Here is a 22,076-nt window from a genome sequence, read left to right as displayed (position 1 = left end):
CGCTCAAAAAAGCAAAGCCCGTGCCGATTCGGTACATAGGCGAGAACTAGAGGAGTCTGGCATGGCTGGAGTCATGGATTCGGTCAACCAGCGTACGCAGCTGGTGGGGCAGAATCGCCTGGAGCTGTTGCTGTTCCGCCTCAATGGCGAACAGCTGTATGGCATCAACGTATTCAAGGTGCGGGAAGTGCTGCAGTGCCCGGAGCTGACCGTGATGCCCAAGTCCCACCCGGTGGTGCGTGGCGTGGCGAACATCCGCGGGGCGACCATTCCCATCCTCGACCTGTCGATGGCGACCGGCTTGCCCGGCCTGCGGGAAGAAACACGCAACAGCTTCGTGATCATCACCGAGTACAACACCAAGACCCAGGGCTTTCTGGTGCATTCGGTCGAACGCATCGTCAACATGAACTGGGAAGAGATCCACCCGCCACCCAAGGGTACCGGCCGCGATCATTACCTGACGGCGGTCACCCGCGTGGACAACCGCATGGTGGAGATCGTCGACGTAGAGAAGGTGCTGGCCGAGGTGTCGCCGGCCTCGGAGACCATTTCTGCCGGGGTGATCGATGCCGAAGTGCAAGACAAGGCAGTGATGCTGCGGGTGCTAACGGTCGACGACTCGTCGGTTGCGCGCAAGCAGGTCAGCCGCTGCCTGCAGGCGGTGGGTGTCGAGGTGGTGGCGCTCAACGACGGTCGCCAGGCCCTGGATTACCTGCACAGGCTGTTGGAAGAGGGCAAGCGCCCGGATGAAGAATTCCTGATGATGATCTCCGACATTGAAATGCCGGAGATGGACGGCTATACCCTGACCGCGGAGATTCGCAGCGATCCACGCATGCAAAAGTTGCACATCGTGCTGCATACTTCGCTGTCCGGCGTCTTCAACCAGGCGATGGTCAAGAAGGTCGGTGCCGACGACTTCCTGGCCAAGTTCAAGCCGGACGACCTGGCCCAGCGGGTGGTCGACCGGATCAAGGCGACGCATTGAAACCGCCGGGGGCCTGCCCCCCGGCACCAGTGATTGGAAAGAGGCGGCAGCATTGTCTACGGGTAATTTGGATTTCGAACAGTTCCGGGTCTTCCTGGAGAAAGCCTGTGGCATCTTGCTGGGCGAGAATAAGCAGTACCTGGTCTCCAGCCGTCTCAACAAGTTGATGGAGCAGCAGGGCATCAAGTCGTTGGGCGAACTGGTGCAGCGTATCCAGAGCCAGCCACGGGGCGGTTTGCGCGAGCAGGTGGTCGACGCCATGACGACCAACGAAACCCTGTGGTTCCGCGACACTTACCCCTTCGAGGTGCTCAAGAACAAGGTCATTCCGGAGTTCATCAAGAACAACCCCGGCCAGCGCCTGCGCATCTGGTCGGCGGCCTGCTCCTCAGGGCAGGAGCCGTACTCGATCTCCATGGCCATCGATGAGTTCGAGCGCAGCAACCTGGGCCAGTTGAAGATGGGCGCGCAGATTGTCGCCACCGACCTGTCCGGGTCGATGCTGACCAACTGCAAGACCGGCGAATACGACAGCCTGGCCATCGGCCGTGGCCTGTCCCAGGAGCGCCTGCAGCGCTACTTCGACACCAAGGGCCCGGGGCGCTGGGCGGTCAAGGCGCCGATCCGCAGTCGGGTGGAGTTCCGCTCCTTCAACCTGCTCGACAGCTACGCGGCGTTGGGCAAGTTCGACATCGTGTTCTGCCGCAACGTGCTGATCTACTTCTCGGCCCAGGTCAAGAAGGACATCCTGCTGCGCATCCACAGCACCCTCAAGCCCGGTGGCTACCTGTTCCTCGGCGCATCCGAGGCGCTCAACGGCTTGCCGGACCACTACCAGATGGTCCAGTGCAGCCCGGGGATCATCTACCAGGCCAAGTGAGGTAGGTGGAGGCTGTGAGGTTCAGCTTCAGAAGTCAGAGAAGCTGTAAGGCTCGAGTTCAGTGAGTTGTGAAAGGAAAAGTAGGTGCTCTACGGCCTTGACCTTTTCGAGATGCTCCACTTGGCTAGGCCCGCCCAGCATTAGGGCGGGCACGAATCCATACATTTCATCATGACGGAGAGTGCCAAGTTTTTTCTTGGCCGGTTTGAAGAGCTCGCCATAGTCATTGGTGTCATAGTCGATGGAGAGAAGGAAGGTTGGGAAGCCTTTTTCCAGCTGATCTCCTGTGAATATCGATGTGCGGGTTACGCTTCTAGATAGAATGCTGCAGATCTCTAGGGAGGCCCCTGTTCTTTCTCCCCACAGGTACAGGTCGCCAAATGCGCTCCGACCAATCAAGTGGTAGGTGTCAATGTTCGAATATTTCGTGTTCTCCAACCAAGATGATATGACCGGTTCGAACTCCTGGGGGTTGACCATCCAAAAAATACCATCGCCATAACCGCACCAGCCGTGCTCTTTCCAGTATTCGAGAAGTAAGCGGGGTAGCCTTCCTGTGTAGCGCTCAATGCTAGAGAAGGGAACCTCTTGGCGGTCATGGGGTGGTCCAACTTTCTCTATGAATCTTGCAAAGATCTTGTCCATCGTGTTTTCCATCACCTAGCATTTGTGGAGCTTTACGTTGATAAAAGTAGTGTCACGCATAGCTTTGGGTACGGACTCTGCTGCGCGAGTGAGGTTTCCTGTTTTGCTTTTCCATCGGGCTTGCGCGAGGAAGGCTCCTTGTCTTTCGGGGGGGGAGATTGGGTTGCCCCGGCTCTTGAGCGATCGATGCTCCTTTGCGTCGTTCTGGAGCGTGTAGATCCGGCCGCAGCTTCAATCCCTCCTCATGCTTGAGCATCCATTGCCCCAGTCTCGCCCCCTTGCTGCTCGCCGCCATCTCCTGCGCCAGCACTCGGGCGTCGCCACGGCCGCGGGTGAGGTACGACACGATTGCCCCCAACAACAGCAGCACGACTTCCACGTGGCCTTGGGCAATCTGATGCGTGGCCTATCGCATAGGGGGGCGTCCCGGCAGAACGGGCCTGTGCCTTCATTGCCGCAGGTGCCTTCCCAGGCGAAGCGAATGCCGTCGACGTAGTACTCGCCGATACGCGGCAAGCCCCCGATGAAGAAACTCGGCGATGGAGGGTAGCGAAGCGCTGGCGCAGCACGTGCGCGGCCTGCCATTCGGCGTGGTAAAAGGCGGTACGGACGGCTTCGATCCGGCGCAGGTTGAGGCCCCGCGAGGCGACTTCTTCATTGAGGTTGGTGCGGAACTGGTCACCGCTTTGGTAGCCCATCATGGCGATGACACGTGACTCGATCTCGTGCCAGGAGGGCACGAGGTAATCCAGGTACATGAGGTGTCTCCCTGACAGCGTGCTTCAGGGGGAAATCCCATCATGGATCCGGATCGGAGGTTTCTGAGTCAGCCGTAGGAAAAAGCGACTTTGTTTCCGGCATGTTCGGCGAAGTTCATGTGAGCATGGCGGCGAATAAGTGGGGCGGCGTCAATGGAGGGTAATGATTGAATAGTCGCGACATGATTCTCCTCGATGCTCGCAGGTACCAAGCGCCTGACGGCGCTTGGTCCGTGATAGTGCTACTTCATTGTTCATTGAGAAAAGATAAGTGAATGGCTGCAGCATCAATCGGGTTGCTCGGAGAAGGGATAAGGTTGCAGGTCTGCTAGTTGTGCAAGAAAGACCAAGTGCTCAATGGCGCTGACTTTTTGAAGGTGCTGCAGGGAGTCGGAGCCACCCAGCATGAGTGCGGGGAAAAAGCCGTACATCTCATCATGTTTAAGTCTGCCAAGCTTTTCTCTGGCGGGATTGAAAAGGTCATTGAAATCATTTGAGTCGATATTTCTTGACAGGATAAAACCTTGAAGTTCGGAGTTGAGCTGTTCTTTTGTAAAATCAGTTTTATAGAAGACGTACTGAGAGCTAAAGCTTGCTATTTCCAGTGAAAATCCGGTTTTTTCGCCCCATAGATATAAGTCTCCAAAAGCGCTTCTTGCAATCAAGTGATAGTTGTCATGTGAGTCAAATGCGGTGCCTGCAATCCAGCAGGAAACTACGGCGTCATACTCTTGTGGGTTGACCAGCCAGAATATGCCCTCTCCATAGCCTCCCCATCCATGTTCGGACCAATATTCCAAGAGCTTGGAAGGAAGCTTGTCTCTGTATCTTTCGATTGTGGAGGTAGGTACTTCCCGGCGGTCAATCGGTAGGCCGAAGTTTTTAATGAATTTGGCAAATATTCTATCTATTTTGGTTGCCTCGCGTTAGCGGTACATGAGGTGCCTCCCTGGTAGCGTGTGCAGGGGGGGGATCCCATCATGCATAGGTCCCAAGCGCCTGGCGGCGCTTGGTCCGTGATGGTGCTACTTCATTGTTCGTTGAGAAAGGATAAGTGAATGGCTGCAGCATCAATCTGGTTGCTTGGAGAAGGAGTAAGGTTGCAGATCTGTCAGCTGGGCGAGAAAGACCAAGTGCTCAACAGCACTGACCTTTTGAAGGTGCTGCAGGGAGTCGGAGCCACCCAGCGTGAGCGCGGGGAAAAAGCCGTACATTTCGTCATGTCTAAGTCTGCCAAGCTTCTTTTTGGCGGGTTTGAAAAGGTCGTTGAAATCATTTGAGTCGACCTTTCTTGATAGGATAAAGCCTTGAAGTTCAGTGTTGAGCTGTTCTTTTGTAAAGTCGGTCTTATGAAAAACGTATCGAGAGCTAATGCTCGTGATTTTTAATGAAAAGCCAGACTTTTCGCCCCATAGATACAGGTCGCCGAACGCGCTCCGTGCAATCAAGTGGTAGTTGTCGTACGAGTCAAGTGTCGTGCCTGCGATCCAGTAGGAGACCACGGCGTCATATTCTTGTGGATTGACCAGCCAGAATATACCTTCGCCATAGCCCGACCATCCATGTTCGGACCAGTACTCCAGAAGCTTGGGAGGAAGCTTGTCTCTGTATCTTTCGATTGTGGAGGTAGGTACTTCCCGGCGGTCAATCGGTAGGCCGAAGTTTTTAATGAATTTGGCAAATATTCTATCTATTTTGGTTGCCTCGCGTTAGCGGTACATGAGGTGCCTCCCTGGCAGCATGTGCAGGGGGGAATCCCGTCATGTATAGGTGCCAAGCGCCTGATGGCGCTTGGTCCATTGTTGGTCGATACGGGAAGGCTGTGCTTGAAGATAAATTGCCTAAAAGTCGGGAAGGGCGAATGGCTTGAGTTCGGATATTTGCGATAGAAGCATCAAGTGCTCCACAATTTTTACTTTCGCCAAGTGTTCAAGATTATCAGGGCCGCCAAGCATGATAGCGGGGATGAAACCATACATCTCGTCAGGGCCTAGCTGGCCAAGTTTTTGTCGAGCCGGCTTGAATAGGCCACCGTAGTCGTTGGTATCTACCCGCTTGGATACCATGAAGGCCTTCACCCCTTTGTTCATTTTGTTTCCAACGTAAATGGAGTCGTGAACTCTGTAGCGCGAAAGCACGCTTGTGATTTTGAGTGATGCGCCTGTCTTCTCTCCCCAGAGATACAAGTCTCCAAAGGCGCTTCTGGCAATCACATGATAGTTGTCGATGGTTTCGAGCGCGGTGCCTTCAAGCCAGGATGCTACAACGCCATTATACTCTTGTGGGTTGACCATCCAGAAAATCCCATCGCCATAACCGCACCATCCATGCTCGCTCCAATACTCCAGTAGCTGATCAGGCAGTGTCCCGCGATAGTGCTGAATGCTCGATACTGGGACTTCTCGGCGCTCGATGGTATTTCCAAACTCTTCTAGAAAAACAGAAAAAGCTTCATCCATGTATTGTCTCCTAGCATTTGTGAAGATTTACATTTATCAACGTTTTGCCACGAGAGGATTCTGGTACTGCCGCTGCGGCATTTCTTAGGTTCTCGACCTTGGTCTTCCATTGTGGTCCGATACTTGAGTTGAGCAATATGATGGGCGGCTCGGGAGACCGCATTCGGGTCGTCCTTGCTGAATGGGCTCAGACCTTCGTCGCCACGCGTACCTTTCCAGGCTATGCAGATGCCATCGAGGTAGTACTCGCCGATGCGTGGCAGGCCGTCGATGAAAAACTCGGCGATGGACGCCAGCCCCAGTACGCCGAGGATCCAGCCGCTGATCTTAAGACCCATCGCCGCGCCCGCGCCGGCAAAGGGAATGGCCCCCGCTCCTGCACCCAATACGCCTATTCCTGCACCAATGGCGCCGCCGGTGATGACGCTGCTGGCGACGATCATCGCCATCTGCCTCACGACGATGAGCAGTTCGTCGACGATGCTGGCGATTTCGAGGTCGGCGAAGCGTTGGCGCAGCATACGTGCAGCTTGCCATTCAGCCTGGTCGAAGGCCGATTGAACGGCTCTGACCCGGCGTAGGTTGAGCGCCAGCGAGGCGACCTGTTCGTTGAGGTGCGTGCGGAAATGGGCACCTCCCTGATAGCCCATTTCATTGATAATGCGTGACTCGACTTCCTGCCACGAAGGTATGTAGTGGCCTAGAAACATGTGGTGTCTCCCTGACAGCGTGTGCAGGGGGAAATCACATCACGAAAAAATGGTGATCATTTCCGTGTGGCTTGTGGGAAAAATCGCAAATTCCACTGAAGTAGCCGACAAAATCGTCGATGATACAGCTCGAGAGGGATCTGGTTCGCCCGGACCCTGAGCCTCAAGCTGTGCGTGGTTCGACCATGGCCTCAATGGGTGTCAATTTTTTGTTTTGCCGCTTTTGCCACCACGCGATTGCCGCTTTCCCTTCACCAGGCGGAAGCACTTTGCCGCTTTTCTGGCATCCTGCTTTGCCACCCGCGCCCCAAACCTCCGGTTTTACTGGGTCTCTGCCGCTTGGCACAAACCTTGCTCTAGCCTGCTCAAGATTCTTCCGGTCAACCTTCGAAGGTTTCCCAGACATGAGCATCAGCTTCGACAAGGCGCTCGGCATCCATGAGCAGGCATTGAGCTTCCGCGCCCAGCGCGCCGAGGTCCTGGCCAACAACATCGCCAACGCCGACACGCCCAACTACAAGGCACGCGACATGGACTTCTCGGCGGTGCTCGCCGCCGAGGCGGCCAAACAGCAGAGCGGCCGCATCGCCCTGGACCGTACCAACACTCGGCACATCGAGGCCCAGGGCCTGGCCATGGGCGACGACACCCTCAAGTACCGTACGCCGATGCAGCCTTCGATCGACCAGAACACCGTCGATGCGCAGATCGAGCAGTCGAACTACGCAGAGAACGCCATTGGCTTCCAGGCCAGCTTCACCCTGCTCAACAGTAAATTCAAAGGGCTGATTTCGGCCCTGCGCGGAGAGTGACCATGTCCCTTGCCAGTGTCTTCAACATTGCCGGTAGCGGCATGAGTGCGCAGAACACCCGCCTCAATACCGTCGCTTCGAACATCGCCAACGCCGAGACCGTGTCCTCGAGCATCGACCAGACCTACCGCGCACGCCACCCGGTGTTCGCCACCACCTTCCAGCAGGCCCAGGACGGCGCCGGCCAGTCGCTGTTCCAGGACCAGGGCGAGGCGGGGCAGGGCGTGCAGGTGATGGGCATCGTCGAAGACCAGAGCAACCTCGAGGCGCGCTACGAGCCCAACCACCCGGCAGCGAACAAAGACGGCTACGTCTACTACCCGAACGTCAATGTGGTGGAGGAGATGGCCGACATGATCTCCGCCAGCCGTGCGTTCCAGACCAACGCCGAACTGATGAACACCGCCAAGACCATGATGCAGAAGGTCCTGACCCTGGGTCAGTGATAGGACATCGACATGACCACGACTAATTCCACCAGCGAAGTCGGCAGTGCCTACCTGACGTCGCTGCAAAAGCAGAACCCCAAGACCGACAGCAGCACCGGTACCGCCGGCAGTGCGCTGGGCAAGGATGCGTTCTTGCAGCTGCTGGTCACTCAAATGAAGAACCAGAACCCACTGGACCCTCAGGAGAACGGCGAATTCGTCGCCCAGCTGGCGCAGTTCAGCAGCCTTGAAGGTATCCAGGCGCTGAACCAGTCGGTCAACGGCATCCTCAGCGGCATGGGCTCTTCCCAGGCGCTGCAGGCCTCGTCCCTGGTCGGCCGTTCGGTGATCGTGCAGAACGACAAGGCCGTGGTCGACACCACCAAGAGCTTCACCGGCCAGGTGGTACTGCCGCAGAACATCACCGAAGGCAAGGTCACCATCAAGGACAAGGACGGCAACGTGGTCAAGACCATCGAGCTGGGTGCGCAGAAGGCCGGTACCGCCGACTTCATCTGGGATGGCACCAACGACAAGGGCGAGAAAGTCGACCCCGGCAACTACACCTTCGCCGCCAGCACCACGGTCGATGGCAAGAGCGTGACGCTCGCCACGCTGCTGCCGGCAACGGTGAACAGTGTCAGCTTCCAGAACGGCGGCGAGATGATGCTCAACCTTGCCGGCATCGGCAAGATCGGCATCTCCAAAGTCACTACCATCGGAATCTAACGCCGCGCAATCGGCAGAAGGAGCAAGTAAATGTCTTTCAATATTGGCCTGAGCGGGCTCTACGCGGCGAACAAGGCGCTGAACGTTACCGGCAACAACATCGCCAACGTGGCCACCACAGGCTTCAAGTCCTCCCGTGCCGAATTCGCCGACCAGTACTCGGCGTCCATTCGCGGCACCAGCGCCGGCAAGACCACCGTCGGTAGCGGTGTGAAGACCGCCGCGGTATCGCAGATGTTCACCCCGGGCAATATCAACGGCACCGGCCAGGCCCTGGACCTTGCCATCGACGGCAACGGCTTCTTCGCCCTGAGCGACAATGGCTCGAAGATCTACACCCGCGCCGGTGCGTTCTACAGCGACAAGGACGGCTACATCGTCAATGCCTCGGGCGCCAACCTGCAGGGCTATGCGGTCGATGCCGACGGCAAGATCGTTCAGGGTATCCTGACTAACCTGCAGATCGATACCTCGAACCTCTCGCCGAACCCGACCGGCCGGATTTCCGAAACCGTCAACCTCAACTCCAGCGCCTCGACGCCGAGCGTGACGCCATTCGACCCGACCAATGTCAACAGCTACAACTACACCTTCAACACCGACGTGTATGACAGTCAGGGTAATGCGCACCAGTTGAACCAGTATTTCATCAAGGATGTGGGCACCAACTCGTGGACCATGTACACCACCATTGACGGCCGCAATCCGAGTGACCCCACTCTCGATACGCCGCTGGTCAACAAGCTGCCGTTCAAGTCCGACGGTACCCTGGACACCGCCGCCATGACGGCGGGCGCGGTGCCCGGCGGTCTGGACATCGGCGATGACAAGACCTTCACCCTCAATGGCTGGGTACCGGCCGAGAAGAATGCGGCGGGCGACTGGGTCAGCAACGGCGCCACCGCGCGCACGGGCGGCGTGACCCTGGACATGCTGGCGACTACTCAGTACAACGCAGCGTCCGCGACCACCGCCAAGAGCCAGGATGGCTACGCCACCGGCGAGCTCACCGGCCTGACCGTGGACCCGAGCGGCAACCTGTTCGCCAACTTCACCAATGGCCAGGACAAAGTGATCGGCCAGGTGGTGGTAGCCAACTTCGCCAACCTGCAGGGCCTCACGCCAGTAGGCGGCACCGCCTGGAAGGAGTCCTATGCTTCGGGTGTGCCGGTCATCGGCGAGCCTGGCACCGGCACCCTGGGCCAGATCGCGGGCGGTGCGTTGGAAGACTCCAACGTCGACCTCACCGGCGAGCTGGTCAACCTGATCAAGGCCCAGAGCAACTACCAGGCCAACGCCAAGACCATCTCCACTGAAAGCACCATCATGCAGACCATCATCCAGATGACCTGATGATCGGGCGGGGGCTGTCGGGCAGCCCCTGCTATCGAGATCCCCTTCATGAACAAACGCCTCCTGCTCAGCCTGTTCGCCGCGCTGTGCATCTCCCTGTCACTGTCTGCGGCCCCCGCGCCTTTCTATCAATGGCAAAGCCTGGCCACCGGCCGCTTCATGTGCTCGGCCAACAACCCGGGCGAAGGCTGGGTGCGTCACTCCGGCCCCTACAACAATGCCGGTTGCCGCGATTACTGAGCAGTGCCTTGCCGCTGACGGCAAAGATTCGCCGACAAACTGACGGTCAAGGTCGAACCAGGCGCTACAGCCCCCGTAATCACTGGCTTGGCAACCTTGGTTCGATATTTGCTTATCCCTGCTCAGCAAGCGCGCGGCAGGGGTACGCGCAGAAGGAGAGACTGTGGACAAGATGCTTTACGTGGCCATGACCGGCGCCAGCCAGAACGCGCTGGCCCAGCGGGCCCACGCCAACAACCTGGCGAACGTTTCCACCAACGGCTTCCAGCGTGATCTGGAGCAGGCGCGGTCGATGCCGGTGTTCGGCGACAGCTTTCCGGCGCGTGCATTTGCCATGACCGAACGCCCGGCTACCGACTTCACCGCAGGTGCCCTGGTGGAAACCGGCCGCGAGCTGGACGTGGCCGTCAGCGGTGACGGTTTCATCGCCGTGCAGGCACCGGACGGCAGCGAAGCCTACGTGCGCACCGGCAGCCTGAACATCGATGCCCTGGGCGTGCTGCGTGCTGGCAACGGCATGCCGGTGATCGGCAATGGCGGCCCGATCGCCATTCCGCCGGAGCAGAAGGTGGAGATCGGCGAAGACGGCACCATCAGCATCCGCGCCATGGGTGAAGACCCGCGGGTGATGGCCGAGGTCGATCGCATCAAGCTGGTCAACCCCGATACCAAGGGCCTGACCAAGGGGCTGGACGGCATGATCCACACCACCAGCGGCCAGCCGGCCGATGCCGACGTCAACGTCAAAGTGGTATCGGGCTTCCTGGAGTCGAGCAACGTTAACGCCGTCGAGGAAATGACCTCGGTACTGGCTCTGTCCCGCCAGTTCGAGCTGCACGTCAAGATGATGAACGCGGCCAAGGAAGGCGATGAAGCCATGGCTCGGGTTTTGCAAATCGGCTAATCACTTATGAACGGGTGCCGTAAAACAGGCGCACGAGGAGAACACTAATGCTTCCGGCTCTTTGGGTCGCTAAGACCGGCCTGTCCGCCCAGGACACCAACCTGACTGTCATCTCCAACAACCTGGCCAACGTCTCGACCACTGGCTTCAAGCGTGATCGCGCCGAATTCCAGGACCTTCTGTACCAGATCAAGCGCCAGCCCGGTGCCCAGTCGACCCAGGACAGCGAGCTGCCCTCGGGCCTGCAGGTCGGTACCGGTGTGCGCATCGTCGGCACCCAGAAGAACTTCACCGCTGGCAGCCTGCAGACCACCGAGAACCCACTGGACATGGCCGTCAACGGCCGCGGTTTCTTCCAGGTGCTGCAGCCGGACGGCACCGTCTCCTATACCCGAGACGGCACCTTCCACCTGAATTCCGACGGCCAGATCGTCACCGCCAACGGTTTCGCCCTGGAGCCTGCGATCGTCGTACCGCCGGATGCCCAGACCTTCACCGTCGGCCAGGACGGCACCGTGTCGATCACCACCGCCGGCAACCCGGCCGCGCAGATCATCGGCAACATCCAGACCGCCGACTTCATCAACCCGACCGGCCTGCAGGCCATCGGCAACAACCTGTTCCTGGAGACCGCCGCCAGCGGTGCGCCGCAGATCGGTACCCCGGGCCTGAACGGCTTCGGCACCACCCTGCAGCAGACCCTGGAGAACTCCAACGTCAGCACCGTGGAAGAGCTGGTCAACATGATCACCACCCAGCGCGCCTACGAGATGAACTCCAAGGTCATCTCCACCGCCGACCAGATGCTCTCGTTCGTCACCCAGCAGCTGTAAGCCCCAAGCCCGTTACACCGTGAGGTAAGCGTCATGAATCGTCTGTTGTCCGTCTTCGCCCTCGGGGGCGCGGTGTTGTTGGCCGGTTGCGTCGCGCCGACGCCAAAGCCCAACGACCCGTACTACGCGCCGGTGTTGCCGCGTACCCCGTTGCCCGCAGCGGCCAACAACGGTTCAATCTACCAGGCCGGTTTCGAGCAGAACCTGTACACCGACCGCAAGGCGTTCCGAGTGGGTGACATCATCACCATCACCCTCAACGAGCGCACTTCGGCGAGCAAGAACGCAGGTTCGCAGATCCAGAAGAACAGCAATGCCAACATCGGCCTGACCTCGCTGTTCGGCACCACCCCGAACACCAACAACCCGTTCGGCGGCGGTGACCTGTCGCTGGAGGCCGGTTATAGCGGCGAGCGCGCCACCAAGGGCGACAGCAAGGCGACCCAGGGCAACACCCTGACCGGTTCGATCACCGTCACCGTGGCCGAGGTGCTGCCCAACGGCATCATCGCCGTGCGTGGCGAGAAGTGGCTGACCCTGAACACCGGCGAGGAGCTGGTGCGCATCGCCGGCCTGATCCGCGCCGATGACATCGCCACCGACAACACCGTGCCGTCCACCCGCGTGGCCGATGCGCGCATCACCTACTCGGGCACCGGCTCCTTCGCCGATGCCAGCCAGCCCGGTTGGCTGGACCGCTTCTTCATCAGCCCGCTCTGGCCCTTCTGAGTCGAATGACCATGTTCAACGTAAGGCAGCTGATCGCCGCGACCCTGCTTCTGTCCTGTGCCTTCGGCGCCCAGGCCGAGCGCTTGAAGGACATCGCCAGTATTTCCGGCGTGCGTACCAACCAGTTGATCGGCTACGGCCTGGTGGTAGGCCTGAACGGCACGGGTGACCAGACCACCCAGACCCCATTCACCCTGCAGACCTTCAACAACATGCTCTCGCAGTTCGGCATCAAGGTGCCGCCAGGGTCGGGCAACGTGCAGCTCAAGAACGTGGCGGCGGTATCGGTGCACGCCGACCTGCCGGCCTTCGCCAAGCCCGGCCAAGTGGTGGACATCACCGTCTCTTCCATCGGCAACTCCAAGAGCCTGCGCGGCGGCAGCCTGCTGATGACCCCGCTCAAGGGTATCGACGGCAATGTCTACGCCGTGGCCCAGGGCAACCTGGTGGTGGGCGGCTTCGACGCCGAAGGGCGGGATGGCTCCAAGATCACCGTCAACGTGCCCTCGGCCGGCCGTATCCCAGGCGGTGCCACCGTCGAGCGTGCGGTGCCGAGCGGCTTCAACCAGGGCAACAGCCTGACACTGAACCTCAATCGCCCGGACTTCACCACCGCCAAGCACATCGTCGACAAGATCAACGAACTGCTCGGCCCAGGTGTCGCCCAGGCCGTGGACGGCGGCTCGGTGCGCGTCACTGCGCCCATGGACCCGAGCCAGCGGGTGGACTACTTGTCGATCCTCGAGAACCTGGAGATCGACCCAGGCCAGGCCGTGGCCAAGGTCATCATCAATTCGCGTACCGGCACCATCGTCATCGGCCAGAACGTCAAGGTCTCGCCGGCGGCGGTGACCCACGGCAGCCTCACCGTGACCATCACCGAAGACCCGATCGTCAGCCAGCCGGGGCCGTTCTCCAATGGCCAGACCGCCGTGGTGCCGCGCTCGCGCGTCAATGCCCAGCAGGAAGCCAAGCCGATGTTCAAGTTCGGCCCGGGTACCACCCTGGACGAGATCGTCCGTGCGGTGAACCAGGTCGGCGCGGCGCCCAGCGACCTGATGGCGATCCTCGAAGCCCTGAAGCAGGCCGGCGCCTTGCAGGCCGACCTGATCGTGATCTGAGGAGGCCTGCCCATGACGCCCAAGAGCCTGGTCTCCGGACACGCCGACAGCGGCGCCTATACCGACCTCAACCGCCTGAGCGCGCTCAAGCACGGTGATCGCGACAGCGACGCCAACGTGCGCAAGGTGGCCCAGGAGTTCGAGTCGCTGTTCATCAGCGAGATGCTCAAGGCCTCGCGCAAGGCCAGCGACGTGCTGGCCGACGACAACCCGATGAACAGCGAGACGGTCAAGCAGTACCGCGACATGTATGACCAGCAGCTGGCCGTGAGCATGTCGCGCGAAGGCGGCGGCATCGGCCTGCAGGATGTGCTGGTGCGCCAGCTGTCGAAGAACAAGGGCCCATCCGTCAATACCAGCCCGTTCCCACGCATCGAGGGGCACGCCCCTGCGTTGTGGGGTAACAAGGTGGCCGAGCCGGTGCACAACACCGAATCGACGGCGACCCGCAACGACGTCGCGGCGCTCAATGCCCGTCGCCTGGCGCTACCGGGCAAGCTCACCGATCGTCTGCTGGCCGGTATCGTACCATCGGCGGCCACCAGCAACACTGCCACAGTGCCGGCCCGCGAAGGGCAGCAGGTCGCGCGCAGCTTCGCCGTGCCAGTTGACGGCCTGCGCATTCTTGGCCGTGCCGTGGCCCAGCCGCCGCTGGCACCGAAGAAGGCCTTCAGCGACAGCGACCAGTTCGTCGCCACCATGCTGCCGATGGCCGAGCAGGCGGCCAAGCGCATCGGTATCGACCCCCGCTACCTGGTGGCCCAAGCCGCCTTGGAAACCGGTTGGGGCAAGTCGGTGATGCGCAACGCCGACGGCACCAGCAGCCATAACCTGTTCGGCATCAAGGCCACCGGTAATTGGCAGGGCGGACATGCGCGGGCGATCACCAGCGAGTTCCGTGATGGGCAGTTCGTCAAGGAGACCGCGGCGTTCCGCTCCTACGACTCCTACCAGGACAGCTTCCACGACCTGGTCAGCCTGTTGCAGAACAATGCGCGCTATCAAGATGCGCTGAAGTCGGCCGATAACCCCGAACAGTTCGCCAGAGAGCTGCAGAAGGCCGGCTACGCGACCGACCCCGGCTACGCGAAGAAGATCATCAGCATTGCCCGGCAGATGCAGCCAACCCCGCAATACGCCATGGCTGGCAGAACCACGAATTTATAAGGATTGAAGCATGTCGAACCTGATTTCGATCGGCCTGAGCGGCCTGAATGCCAGCCAGGCGGCGTTGTCGGTTACCAGTAACAACATCGCCAATGCCGGCACCGCCGGTTATTCGCGCCAGCAGGCGATCCAGCATGCAGGCCCGGTGCAGAACATCGGCGCAGGCTTCCTGGGTACCGGCACGACCATTTCCGACGTTCGCCGCATCTACAGCGCCTACCTGGACAACCAGTTGCAGACCGCGACCTCGCTGCAGGCCGATGCTGTCGCCTACCAGGACCAGATCACGGCCGTGGACAAGCTGCTGGCCGACCGCGACACCGGAATCAGCTCGGTGCTCACCGCCTTTTTCTCGGCCTTGCAGACCGCTGCCGCCAAGCCCAGCGACGTGGCGTCGCGGCAATTGCTGTTGACCCAGGCGCAGACCCTGAGCAACCGCTTCAATTCGGTTTCCAGCCAGTTGAGCCAGCAGAACGAGGTGATCAATTCGCAGCTGGACACCTTGGCCGGGCAGGTCAACAAGTTGACTGCCAGCATCGCCGAGTACAACAAGCAGATCACCGAGTTGTCCGCCTCAGGCAACACGCCCAATAGCCTGCTCGATGCCCGTAGCGAAGCTGTGCGCCAGTTGAACGAGCTGGTGGGTGTCACCGTGCAGGAGCGTGACGGCAACTACGACGTGTACCTGGGCACTGGCCAGTCGCTGGTCACCGGCTACCGTGCCAACACACTGTCTGTCGCCCCGGGTGTGGCCGACAAGAGCCAGTACGGCCTGCAGGTCAACTACGAAAACTTCAGCTCCGATGTCACCTCGGTGGCCAGCGGCGGGCAGATCGGTGGCCTGCTGCGCTATCGCAGCGATGTGCTGATCCCCTCGATGAACGAGCTGGGGCGGGTGGCCCTGGTGGTCGCCGACAGCATCAACAGCCAACTGGGCCAGGGCCTGGACATCAACGGGCAGTTCGGCAGCGGCCTGTTCTCCAGCATCAACAGCGCCACGGCCATCGCCCAGCGCAGCCTGGCCTCTTCCAACAACAGCGCAGGCTCCGGCAACCTCGACGTGACCATCGCCGACAGTGGCGCGCTGACCACCTACGACTACGAGGTGAAGTTCACCAGCGGCACGCAGTACAGCGTGCGCCGTTCGGACGGCACCGACATGGGCAGCTTCGACCTCAATGCTGACCCAGCGCCGGTGATCGATGGCTTCAGCCTCGAGCTCAAGGGTGGCAACCTGGCCGCCGGCGACAGCTTCAAGGTCATTCCCGCCCGGGCTGCGGCCGGCTCGATCAGCACCGTGCTCACCGATGCCAACAAGCTGGCCTTCGCCGGCCCGATCAGTGCCACGGCTGGTAGCGGCAATGGCGGTACCGGCACCATCACCCAGCCGGTGCTGGGCGACAACCTGGATATCTACGGCGGTGCCGACACCGCGCTGATCCAGAAGTCCATCCGCGATTCGATGCCGGTGCGCGTGGTGTTCCAGGCTGCCAGCGATGGCTCGCAGGGGTATGCGGTGTTCGACGCCAAGGGCACCCAGATCGGCACGGGCAGCATCGTCCCGGGCCAGGACAACGAGCTGGCCATCGCCGTGCCCATGCTCGACAGCGCGGGTAACCCGATTATCGGCAGCGACGGCCAGCCGCGTTCGTTCACCGTGAACACCACGATCGGCGGCAACCCGACGGCCAATGACAGCTTCACCCTATCGTTCAACGCCGATGGCAAGTCCGATAACCGTAATGCCAACGCCTTGCTTGGCCTGCAAACCAAATCGACCGTGGGCACTGGCTCCGGCGGCGGCATCAGCTTCACGTCCGCCTACGCCTCGCTGGTCGAGCGGGTAGGGGCCAAGGCCAGCCAGGCCGGCATCGACAGCACGGCGACCGAAGCCGTGCTCAAGTCGGCACGCGAAAGCCGCAGTGCCGTGTCGGGGGTCAACCTCGATGACGAGGCCGCCAGCCTGGTGAAATTCCAGCACTACTACACCGCGTCGTCGCAGATCATCAAGACCGCGCAAGAAACCTTCTCCACCTTGATCAACGCCCTCTGAAGGAGTAGCTGACCGTGCGAATTTCAACTGCTCAGTTCTACGAGACCAATGCCAACACCTACTCGAGGAACTTCTCCAGTACGGCCAAGACCATGGAGCAGATCACCTCCAAGTCGCGCATCCAGACCGCCGGCGACGACCCGGTGGGGGCTGCTCGCTTGTTGCTGCTGCAGCAGCAGAGCGCGCTGTTGGGGCAATACAGCGCCAACATGACCACGGTGAACAATGCGCTGCTGCAGGAAGAGAGCGTGCTCTCGACCATCAACGACGCCCTGCAGCGTGCCAGCGAACTGGCGATCCAGGCGGGCAACGGCGGCCTGAGCGACGCCGACCGCACCTCGATCAGCAAGGAGATCAAGGAGATCGAGGCGAACGTCTTCGGCCTGCTCAACTCCCGCGACGCCAACGGCGACTACATGTTCGGCGGTTCCAAGACCTCCTCGCCGCCCTATGTGCGCAACAGCGATGGCACCTACAGCTACCGCGGCGACCAGACCCAGCTCAGCCTGCAGGTGTCCGATACCTTGCACCTGGCCACCAACGACAGCGGCTACAGCATCTTCGACCAGGCCATCAACAACAGCCGCACCCAGTCGAACCTGACCGCGCCGCTGCCCGACGATGGCCGTGTCGGCCTGTCCCAGGGGCTGCTGGGTTCGGTGAACACCTACAACGACAAGTTCGGGGCAGGGCAGCCGTACACCATCACCTTCAAGAGCGCCACCGAATACAGCGTCACCGACGCCGCGGGCAACGACATCACCAGCGAAACCCCGACCAACGGCAAGTTCGACCGTAACGCCGAAGGCGGCGACATCATTTCCTTGCGCGGTGTCGAGTTCGAGATCGACATCAACCTGCAGGAAGGCGACGACCCGGACACCGCCATCGCCAACCACAGCTTCACCGTCGAGGCCAAGCCCGATACCCTGACCGCCACCCGCAGCGCCGGTAACGGTTCGACGGCGCAGGTCACCGGCACCACCATCACCGATGGCGACAAGTACCGCAGCACCTTCCCCAGTGACGGTGCGGTGATCAAGTTCACCAGCGACACCGAGTTCGCCCTGTATGCGCAGCCGTATTCGGCCGACAGCAAGCCGGTGGCCACGGGTACCCTGGATGCGAGCAACAGCCTGACCGTGGCGGGTGTCACCTTCCAGCTCGACGGCCCGCCCGGTGAAGGCGACCAGTTCTCGGTCACCGCCAACACCCACCGCACCCAGAACGTGCTCGATACCCTGGGCCAGCTGCGCAGCGCCCTGGAGCAGCCGGTGGACAGCCCCCAGGCGCAAGCCGCGCTCAAGTCGGCCACCGACTCGGCGATCTCCAACCTGGCCAGCGCCCGCGAGCGTATCGACATCACCCGCGGCTCCATCGGTGCGCGGGGCAACTCGCTGGAAATCCAGCTGCAGGAGAACACCAGCCTGGACCTGGCCAACAAGAGCACCCAGAGCGCCATTGGTGACACCGACATGGCCTCGGCCACCATCACCCTGACCTTGCAGCAGGCAATGCTCGAGGCCTCGCAGCTGGCGTTTGCGCGCATCTCCCAACTGAGCCTGTTCAACAAGCTCTGATTCAGCCGGCGCGCCCTGTAGGAGCGGCCTTGTGCCGCGAAGGGCCGCTCCGCGGCCCCGGCGAAATCCGATGGTGACGCTGAAAAGCCGGGGCTGCTACGCAGCCCTTTCGCGGCACAAGGCCGCTCCTACAGAGGCTGCGTCTGCCCCTTGGCACGGCTTTCGTAGCATTTCAATGTGACTAATGAGTCAAAACGTTCATCTTCCCTGTATTCTATGCAGCTGCTGCTGCAGCATTTTGTTACCGGTGTGCGAGCGGCGTACCTGGTAGTCGGCCTGTCTCGAACCCACGGTGGCATCGCCCCGGTATTTGGCGCCCTCAATTCATCGAGTGGTGGTCTTTGGCTGTTTTCATTGGGAAGCCAGAATGATTGGCATCAAAAGCATCGCGAGTTACGTGCCCAGCGCTGGCCTGGACAACTACGTCCAGGGTGCGAAGTTTGGCAAGGACGAAGCGTTCATGTTCGGCAAGATCGGTGCATCCTTCCTGCCGCGCAAGGATGAAGCGCAAGAAACCTCCGACCTGTGCGTCGAGGCCGCCAGGGCCCTGTTCGCCAACAACCCGGAGCTCGACCCGCAGTCGATCGATGTGCTGATCGTGGTCACCCAGAACGGCGACGAGGAAGGCCTGCCGCATACCGCCGCCATCGTCCAGGACAAGCTGGGCCTGTCCACCCGCGTGGCGGCCTTCGACGTGTCGCTGGGCTGCTCCGGTTATGTCTATGGCCTGTACGCCATCAAAGGCTTCATGCAGGCGACCGGCCTGAAGAACGGCCTGCTGATCACCGCCGACCCGTATTCGAAGATCGTCGACCCCGAAGACCGCAACACCACCATGCTGTTCGGCGATGCCGCCACCGCCACCTGGATGGGCGAGGGTGCGGTCTGGCAGCTGGGCGAAGCCCGTTTCGGCACCGACGGTTCGGGTGCCGAGCACCTGAAGGTCAGCGATGGCACCTTCTTCATGAACGGCCGCCAGGTATTCAACTTCGCTTTGGTCAAGGTGCCGGCGCACCTGCATGAGCTGCTCGATGCCAGTGGCTTGAAGTCCGAAGATATCGATGCGTTCTGCATCCACCAGGGCAGCGCGGCGATCGTCGACGCCGTGGCGCGACGCTTCGAGGAAGAACACCCCGAGAAGTTCGTCAAGGACATGCTCGAGACCGGCAACACCGTGTCCTCCAGCGTGCCCTTGCTGCTGCAGAAGCACATGTTCGACAGCGCCTGGAAGCGCGTGGCCATCAGCGGCTTCGGCGTGGGCCTGTCGTGGGGTTCGGCGATTCTCTATCGCGACTGACCTCGGTTGTTGAAAAAAGCGCCTGGCGGGTTTTCCGCCAGGCGCTTTTTTTGTGTCTCGGGTTTTCCGGCCCAATCGCGGGACAAGCCCGCTCCCACAGGTTATTCGCCATTGGTTCGGCCGGGCGGTGAGCCTGTAGGAGCGGGCTTGTCCCGCGATTGGGCCGGCACTGCCAACGAATCCCAAACCCCTTCCACAAGCCTATGGCACCCCCATAACCCTCTGATTTCCAAGGGTGGCACTGTAATGGCATTTTTTTTTGCAAAAAGCCCTCAAGCAACCGAGCCAGCCGACGATAACCATTACGAAGGTTCTCTAGGCCACACCCGGCGGTTGCCAAGGCCGGAAGCCGCTGTATCCATCCAACGAGGAATTCGTCATGGCTTTAACCGTTAACACCAACATCACTTCCTTGGGCGTTCAGAAGAACCTGAACCGTGCTTCCGACGCACTGGGTACTTCGATGTCCCGCCTGTCTTCCGGCCTGAAAATCAACAGCGCCAAGGACGACGCCGCTGGCCTGCAGATCGCCAACCGTCTGACCAGCCAGATCAAAGGCCTGAGCGTTGCCGTGAAGAACGCCAACGACGGCATCTCCATCGCCCAGACCGCTGAAGGCGCGATGCAGGAATCCACCTCCATCCTGCAGCGTATGCGCGAACTGGCCCTGCAGTCGGCCAATGGTTCGAACAGCGATGACGACCGCACCTCCCTGCAACAGGAATTCACTGCCCTGTCCGGTGAGCTGACCCGTATCGCCAATACTACCACCTTCGGTGGTCGTAACATTCTGGATGGTTCATTCCAGAACGTTGGTTTCCAGATTGGTGCCAGCGCTAACGAAACTATTTCGTTTGGCATGAGTGATATTAGCTCGACCGGACTGAAAGGTTCCTACAGTGAAGCTGCTGTAGCGGGCACTGCAATGAGTGGTTTGACTGCTACTGCGCTGGGTACTGTTCAGAAAAGCGCTGGGGTCACTGGTGCTGGCGGCTTCACTGATACCAATACTCCAACGGCTAGCGGTACTATCACTCTGAATGGTACTGATGTTGCGTTTGATACGGCTGATACAGCTGCTGATGTGGCCGGCAAGATCAATGATGCCAAAATCAGCGGTGTAACCGCTTCGGTAGAAAATGGCCAGCTTAAGCTCAGCAGCACCGCTGATTTGACCATCGCTGGCGTTGCTAGCGAACTGGACGATGTTGGTCTTACAGCGGGCACTTACGCGGTAGCGAATACTACATTCACCAATGCTTCTACTGTCGGTACTGGTTTTACGCCCCTCACCGCCGATGGTACTCTTACTTTGAATGGTACAGACGTAGATCTGTCAAGTGGTGATGATGCTGCCGCAGTAGTTAAGAAAATCAACGACGCAAACATTTCGGGTGTTACTGCTAAGGTTACTGGCGGTCAAGTCGAGCTGAGTAGTACTACCGATCTGACCGTTGCGGGAACTCCCTTGAGTGATATCGGTATCACCGCTGGTACTTATAAGACCTCCACCAGTACTCTGTTGGGTTCAGCAGGTAGCATCAGTGTTAATGGTAAAGATGTTAGCTGGGCCGCAGGCGATGATGTCGCTTCTGTCTTGACTAAAATTGGTGCTGTCGATGGAGTCGGATCGGCTTCGATTGTAGACGGTCGCGTAAGTATCAAATCCGAAGACGGTAATGATATCAAGCTCGCTAACTCCAGCAGCGGCTCCCTGGCACAGCTTGGTCTCACTGCTGGCACTTCAGAAGCCAAAACTTCGGCAGATACTTCTGTCACCCTGAATGGTGTCGAGGTGAAATTTGCCGCTGGGTCCACCGCGCAAAATATCGTCTCTGCAATCAATAGCGCGAGCACTGGAGTGACTGCCAGTCTTACTGATGATGGGAAATTGTCTCTTTTCTCCGACAAAGACATCACCATCTCCGACGGCAGTGCAGGTACCGGCCTGGCGGCCCTAGGGTTGACTGGGCAAACCGGCGCTACCGCTATTGCAATGGAAACCACCGTTTCCAACCTGAGCATCACCGATGCCAAGGCTTCCCAGGTCGCCATCCAGGCCCTGGACGCCGCCATCGCCCAGGTCGACAGCCAGCGCGCCCAGCTGGGTGCCGTTCAGAACCGCTTCGACAGCACCGTCGCCAACCTGAACAGCATCTCGGAAAACTCCACCGCTGCTCGCAGCCGTGTACAGGACGCCGACTTCGCTGCTGAAACCGCCGAGCTGACCAAGCAGCAGACCCTGCAACAGGCTTCCACCGCGATCCTGTCCCAGGCCAACCAGCTGCCGTCGTCGGTACTGAAACTGCTGGGCTGATCCTGATCGGTCGAGTAGTTGACGGAGGGGTGCGGCGACGCGCCCCTTTCGTCTTTTCATTCACAAGAGG

Annotated in this window: 22 protein-coding genes and 1 pseudogene; 17 read left to right on the top strand and 6 right to left on the bottom strand. The window is 60.1% G+C overall.

The window, feature by feature from the left end:
* The first annotated feature begins 61 nt into the window (after positions 1-61).
* Together K8374_RS16410 and cheR are read left to right on the top strand one after the other, a co-directional pair.
* Positions 62-991, top strand: coding sequence for a chemotaxis protein CheV (locus K8374_RS16410; protein ID WP_224456413.1), 930 nt, complete (start codon positions 62-64; stop codon positions 989-991).
* Between the two features lie 52 nt (positions 992-1,043).
* On the top strand, positions 1,044-1,871 hold the full coding sequence (cheR, locus tag K8374_RS16405; RefSeq protein ID WP_084858256.1) for a protein-glutamate O-methyltransferase CheR: 828 nt from the start codon (positions 1,044-1,046) through the stop codon (positions 1,869-1,871).
* A 27-nt stretch (positions 1,872-1,898) separates the two neighbouring features.
* On the opposite strand, the gene K8374_RS16400 is transcribed toward cheR, so the two are convergent.
* Together K8374_RS16400 and K8374_RS26465 are read right to left on the bottom strand one after the other, a co-directional pair.
* Complete coding sequence (locus K8374_RS16400) at positions 1,899-2,516, bottom strand: GAD-like domain-containing protein (protein WP_224456412.1); 618 nt, start codon at positions 2,514-2,516, stop codon at positions 1,899-1,901.
* Between the two features lie 52 nt (positions 2,517-2,568).
* The gene (locus K8374_RS26465; protein WP_411969645.1) at positions 2,569-2,862 is read right to left on the bottom strand and encodes a DUF6861 domain-containing protein; all 294 of its coding nucleotides are present in this window, start codon (positions 2,860-2,862) and stop codon (positions 2,569-2,571) included.
* Between the two features lie 193 nt (positions 2,863-3,055).
* On the opposite strand from K8374_RS26465, the gene K8374_RS26460 reads away from it, so the two are divergent.
* The gene (locus K8374_RS26460) at positions 3,056-3,232 is read left to right on the top strand and encodes a hypothetical protein (RefSeq protein WP_411969538.1); all 177 of its coding nucleotides are present in this window, start codon (positions 3,056-3,058) and stop codon (positions 3,230-3,232) included.
* A 329-nt stretch (positions 3,233-3,561) separates the two neighbouring features.
* Here K8374_RS26460 and K8374_RS16390 read toward each other — a convergent pair whose 3' ends face one another.
* From K8374_RS16390 to K8374_RS16375, 4 genes and pseudogenes are all read right to left on the bottom strand, one after another.
* Positions 3,562-4,185 (bottom strand): GAD-like domain-containing protein, encoded by a 624-nt coding sequence (locus K8374_RS16390; protein WP_224459338.1) that lies wholly within the window; start codon positions 4,183-4,185, stop codon positions 3,562-3,564.
* A gap of 159 nt (positions 4,186-4,344) precedes the next feature.
* Positions 4,345-4,968 (bottom strand): GAD-like domain-containing protein, encoded by a 624-nt coding sequence (locus K8374_RS16385; RefSeq protein ID WP_224459337.1) that lies wholly within the window; start codon positions 4,966-4,968, stop codon positions 4,345-4,347.
* A gap of 147 nt (positions 4,969-5,115) precedes the next feature.
* Positions 5,116-5,733 carry a GAD-like domain-containing protein gene (locus tag K8374_RS16380; protein WP_224456411.1) on the bottom strand — a complete coding sequence of 206 codons (618 nt, stop codon included), beginning with the start codon at positions 5,731-5,733 and terminating at the stop codon, positions 5,116-5,118.
* Between the two features lie 128 nt (positions 5,734-5,861).
* Positions 5,862-6,443: pseudogene (locus K8374_RS16375) on the bottom strand (DUF6861 domain-containing protein); the annotation flags it as partial.
* Between the two features lie 404 nt (positions 6,444-6,847).
* Between K8374_RS16375 and flgB the strand changes: the two are divergent.
* The 14 genes from flgB to K8374_RS16305 all read left to right on the top strand — a co-directional run bounded on the left by flgB (position 6,848) and on the right by K8374_RS16305 (position 22,006).
* Positions 6,848-7,255 (top strand): flagellar basal body rod protein FlgB, encoded by a 408-nt coding sequence (gene flgB / locus K8374_RS16370; RefSeq protein ID WP_224456410.1) that lies wholly within the window; start codon positions 6,848-6,850, stop codon positions 7,253-7,255.
* Between the two features lie 2 nt (positions 7,256-7,257).
* Positions 7,258-7,701 carry a flagellar basal body rod protein FlgC gene (gene flgC, locus K8374_RS16365; RefSeq protein WP_084858254.1) on the top strand — a complete coding sequence of 148 codons (444 nt, stop codon included), beginning with the start codon at positions 7,258-7,260 and terminating at the stop codon, positions 7,699-7,701.
* A gap of 12 nt (positions 7,702-7,713) precedes the next feature.
* On the top strand, positions 7,714-8,412 hold the full coding sequence (gene flgD, locus K8374_RS16360; RefSeq protein ID WP_224456409.1) for a flagellar hook assembly protein FlgD: 699 nt from the start codon (positions 7,714-7,716) through the stop codon (positions 8,410-8,412).
* Positions 8,413-8,442: 30 nt separating this feature from the next.
* On the top strand, positions 8,443-9,765 hold the full coding sequence (gene flgE, locus K8374_RS16355; RefSeq protein ID WP_224456408.1) for a flagellar hook protein FlgE: 1,323 nt from the start codon (positions 8,443-8,445) through the stop codon (positions 9,763-9,765).
* A 48-nt stretch (positions 9,766-9,813) separates the two neighbouring features.
* On the top strand, positions 9,814-10,005 hold the full coding sequence (locus K8374_RS16350; protein WP_224456407.1) for a hypothetical protein: 192 nt from the start codon (positions 9,814-9,816) through the stop codon (positions 10,003-10,005).
* A 163-nt stretch (positions 10,006-10,168) separates the two neighbouring features.
* Positions 10,169-10,909 carry a flagellar basal-body rod protein FlgF gene (gene flgF, locus K8374_RS16345; protein WP_084858250.1) on the top strand — a complete coding sequence of 247 codons (741 nt, stop codon included), beginning with the start codon at positions 10,169-10,171 and terminating at the stop codon, positions 10,907-10,909.
* A 47-nt stretch (positions 10,910-10,956) separates the two neighbouring features.
* Positions 10,957-11,742 (top strand): flagellar basal-body rod protein FlgG, encoded by a 786-nt coding sequence (gene flgG, locus K8374_RS16340; RefSeq protein WP_196156517.1) that lies wholly within the window; start codon positions 10,957-10,959, stop codon positions 11,740-11,742.
* 33 nt (positions 11,743-11,775) lie between these two features.
* Positions 11,776-12,471: a flagellar basal body L-ring protein FlgH gene (gene flgH / locus K8374_RS16335; RefSeq protein ID WP_196144946.1), complete on the top strand. Its 696-nt coding sequence runs from the start codon at positions 11,776-11,778 to the stop codon at positions 12,469-12,471.
* Between the two features lie 11 nt (positions 12,472-12,482).
* Complete coding sequence (locus K8374_RS16330; RefSeq protein ID WP_084858247.1) at positions 12,483-13,592, top strand: flagellar basal body P-ring protein FlgI; 1,110 nt, start codon at positions 12,483-12,485, stop codon at positions 13,590-13,592.
* Positions 13,593-13,604: 12 nt separating this feature from the next.
* Positions 13,605-14,759 (top strand): flagellar assembly peptidoglycan hydrolase FlgJ, encoded by a 1,155-nt coding sequence (gene flgJ / locus K8374_RS16325; protein WP_224456406.1) that lies wholly within the window; start codon positions 13,605-13,607, stop codon positions 14,757-14,759.
* Positions 14,760-14,769: 10 nt separating this feature from the next.
* The gene (gene flgK, locus K8374_RS16320) at positions 14,770-16,812 is read left to right on the top strand and encodes a flagellar hook-associated protein FlgK (RefSeq protein WP_224456405.1); all 2,043 of its coding nucleotides are present in this window, start codon (positions 14,770-14,772) and stop codon (positions 16,810-16,812) included.
* Between the two features lie 14 nt (positions 16,813-16,826).
* The gene (locus K8374_RS16315; RefSeq protein WP_084858244.1) at positions 16,827-18,392 is read left to right on the top strand and encodes a flagellar hook-associated protein 3; all 1,566 of its coding nucleotides are present in this window, start codon (positions 16,827-16,829) and stop codon (positions 18,390-18,392) included.
* A 367-nt stretch (positions 18,393-18,759) separates the two neighbouring features.
* Complete coding sequence (locus tag K8374_RS16310; protein ID WP_224456404.1) at positions 18,760-19,689, top strand: ketoacyl-ACP synthase III; 930 nt, start codon at positions 18,760-18,762, stop codon at positions 19,687-19,689.
* Between the two features lie 379 nt (positions 19,690-20,068).
* Positions 20,069-22,006, top strand: a complete 1,938-nt coding sequence (locus K8374_RS16305; protein WP_224456403.1) for a flagellin — start codon at positions 20,069-20,071, stop codon at positions 22,004-22,006.
* Positions 22,007-22,076 lie beyond the last annotated feature (70 nt).

Source organism: Pseudomonas sp. p1(2021b), assembly GCF_020151015.1.
Lineage (GTDB): Bacteria > Pseudomonadota > Gammaproteobacteria > Pseudomonadales > Pseudomonadaceae > Aquipseudomonas > Aquipseudomonas putida_K.
This window is presented reverse-complemented; position numbering and strand designations above follow the sequence as displayed.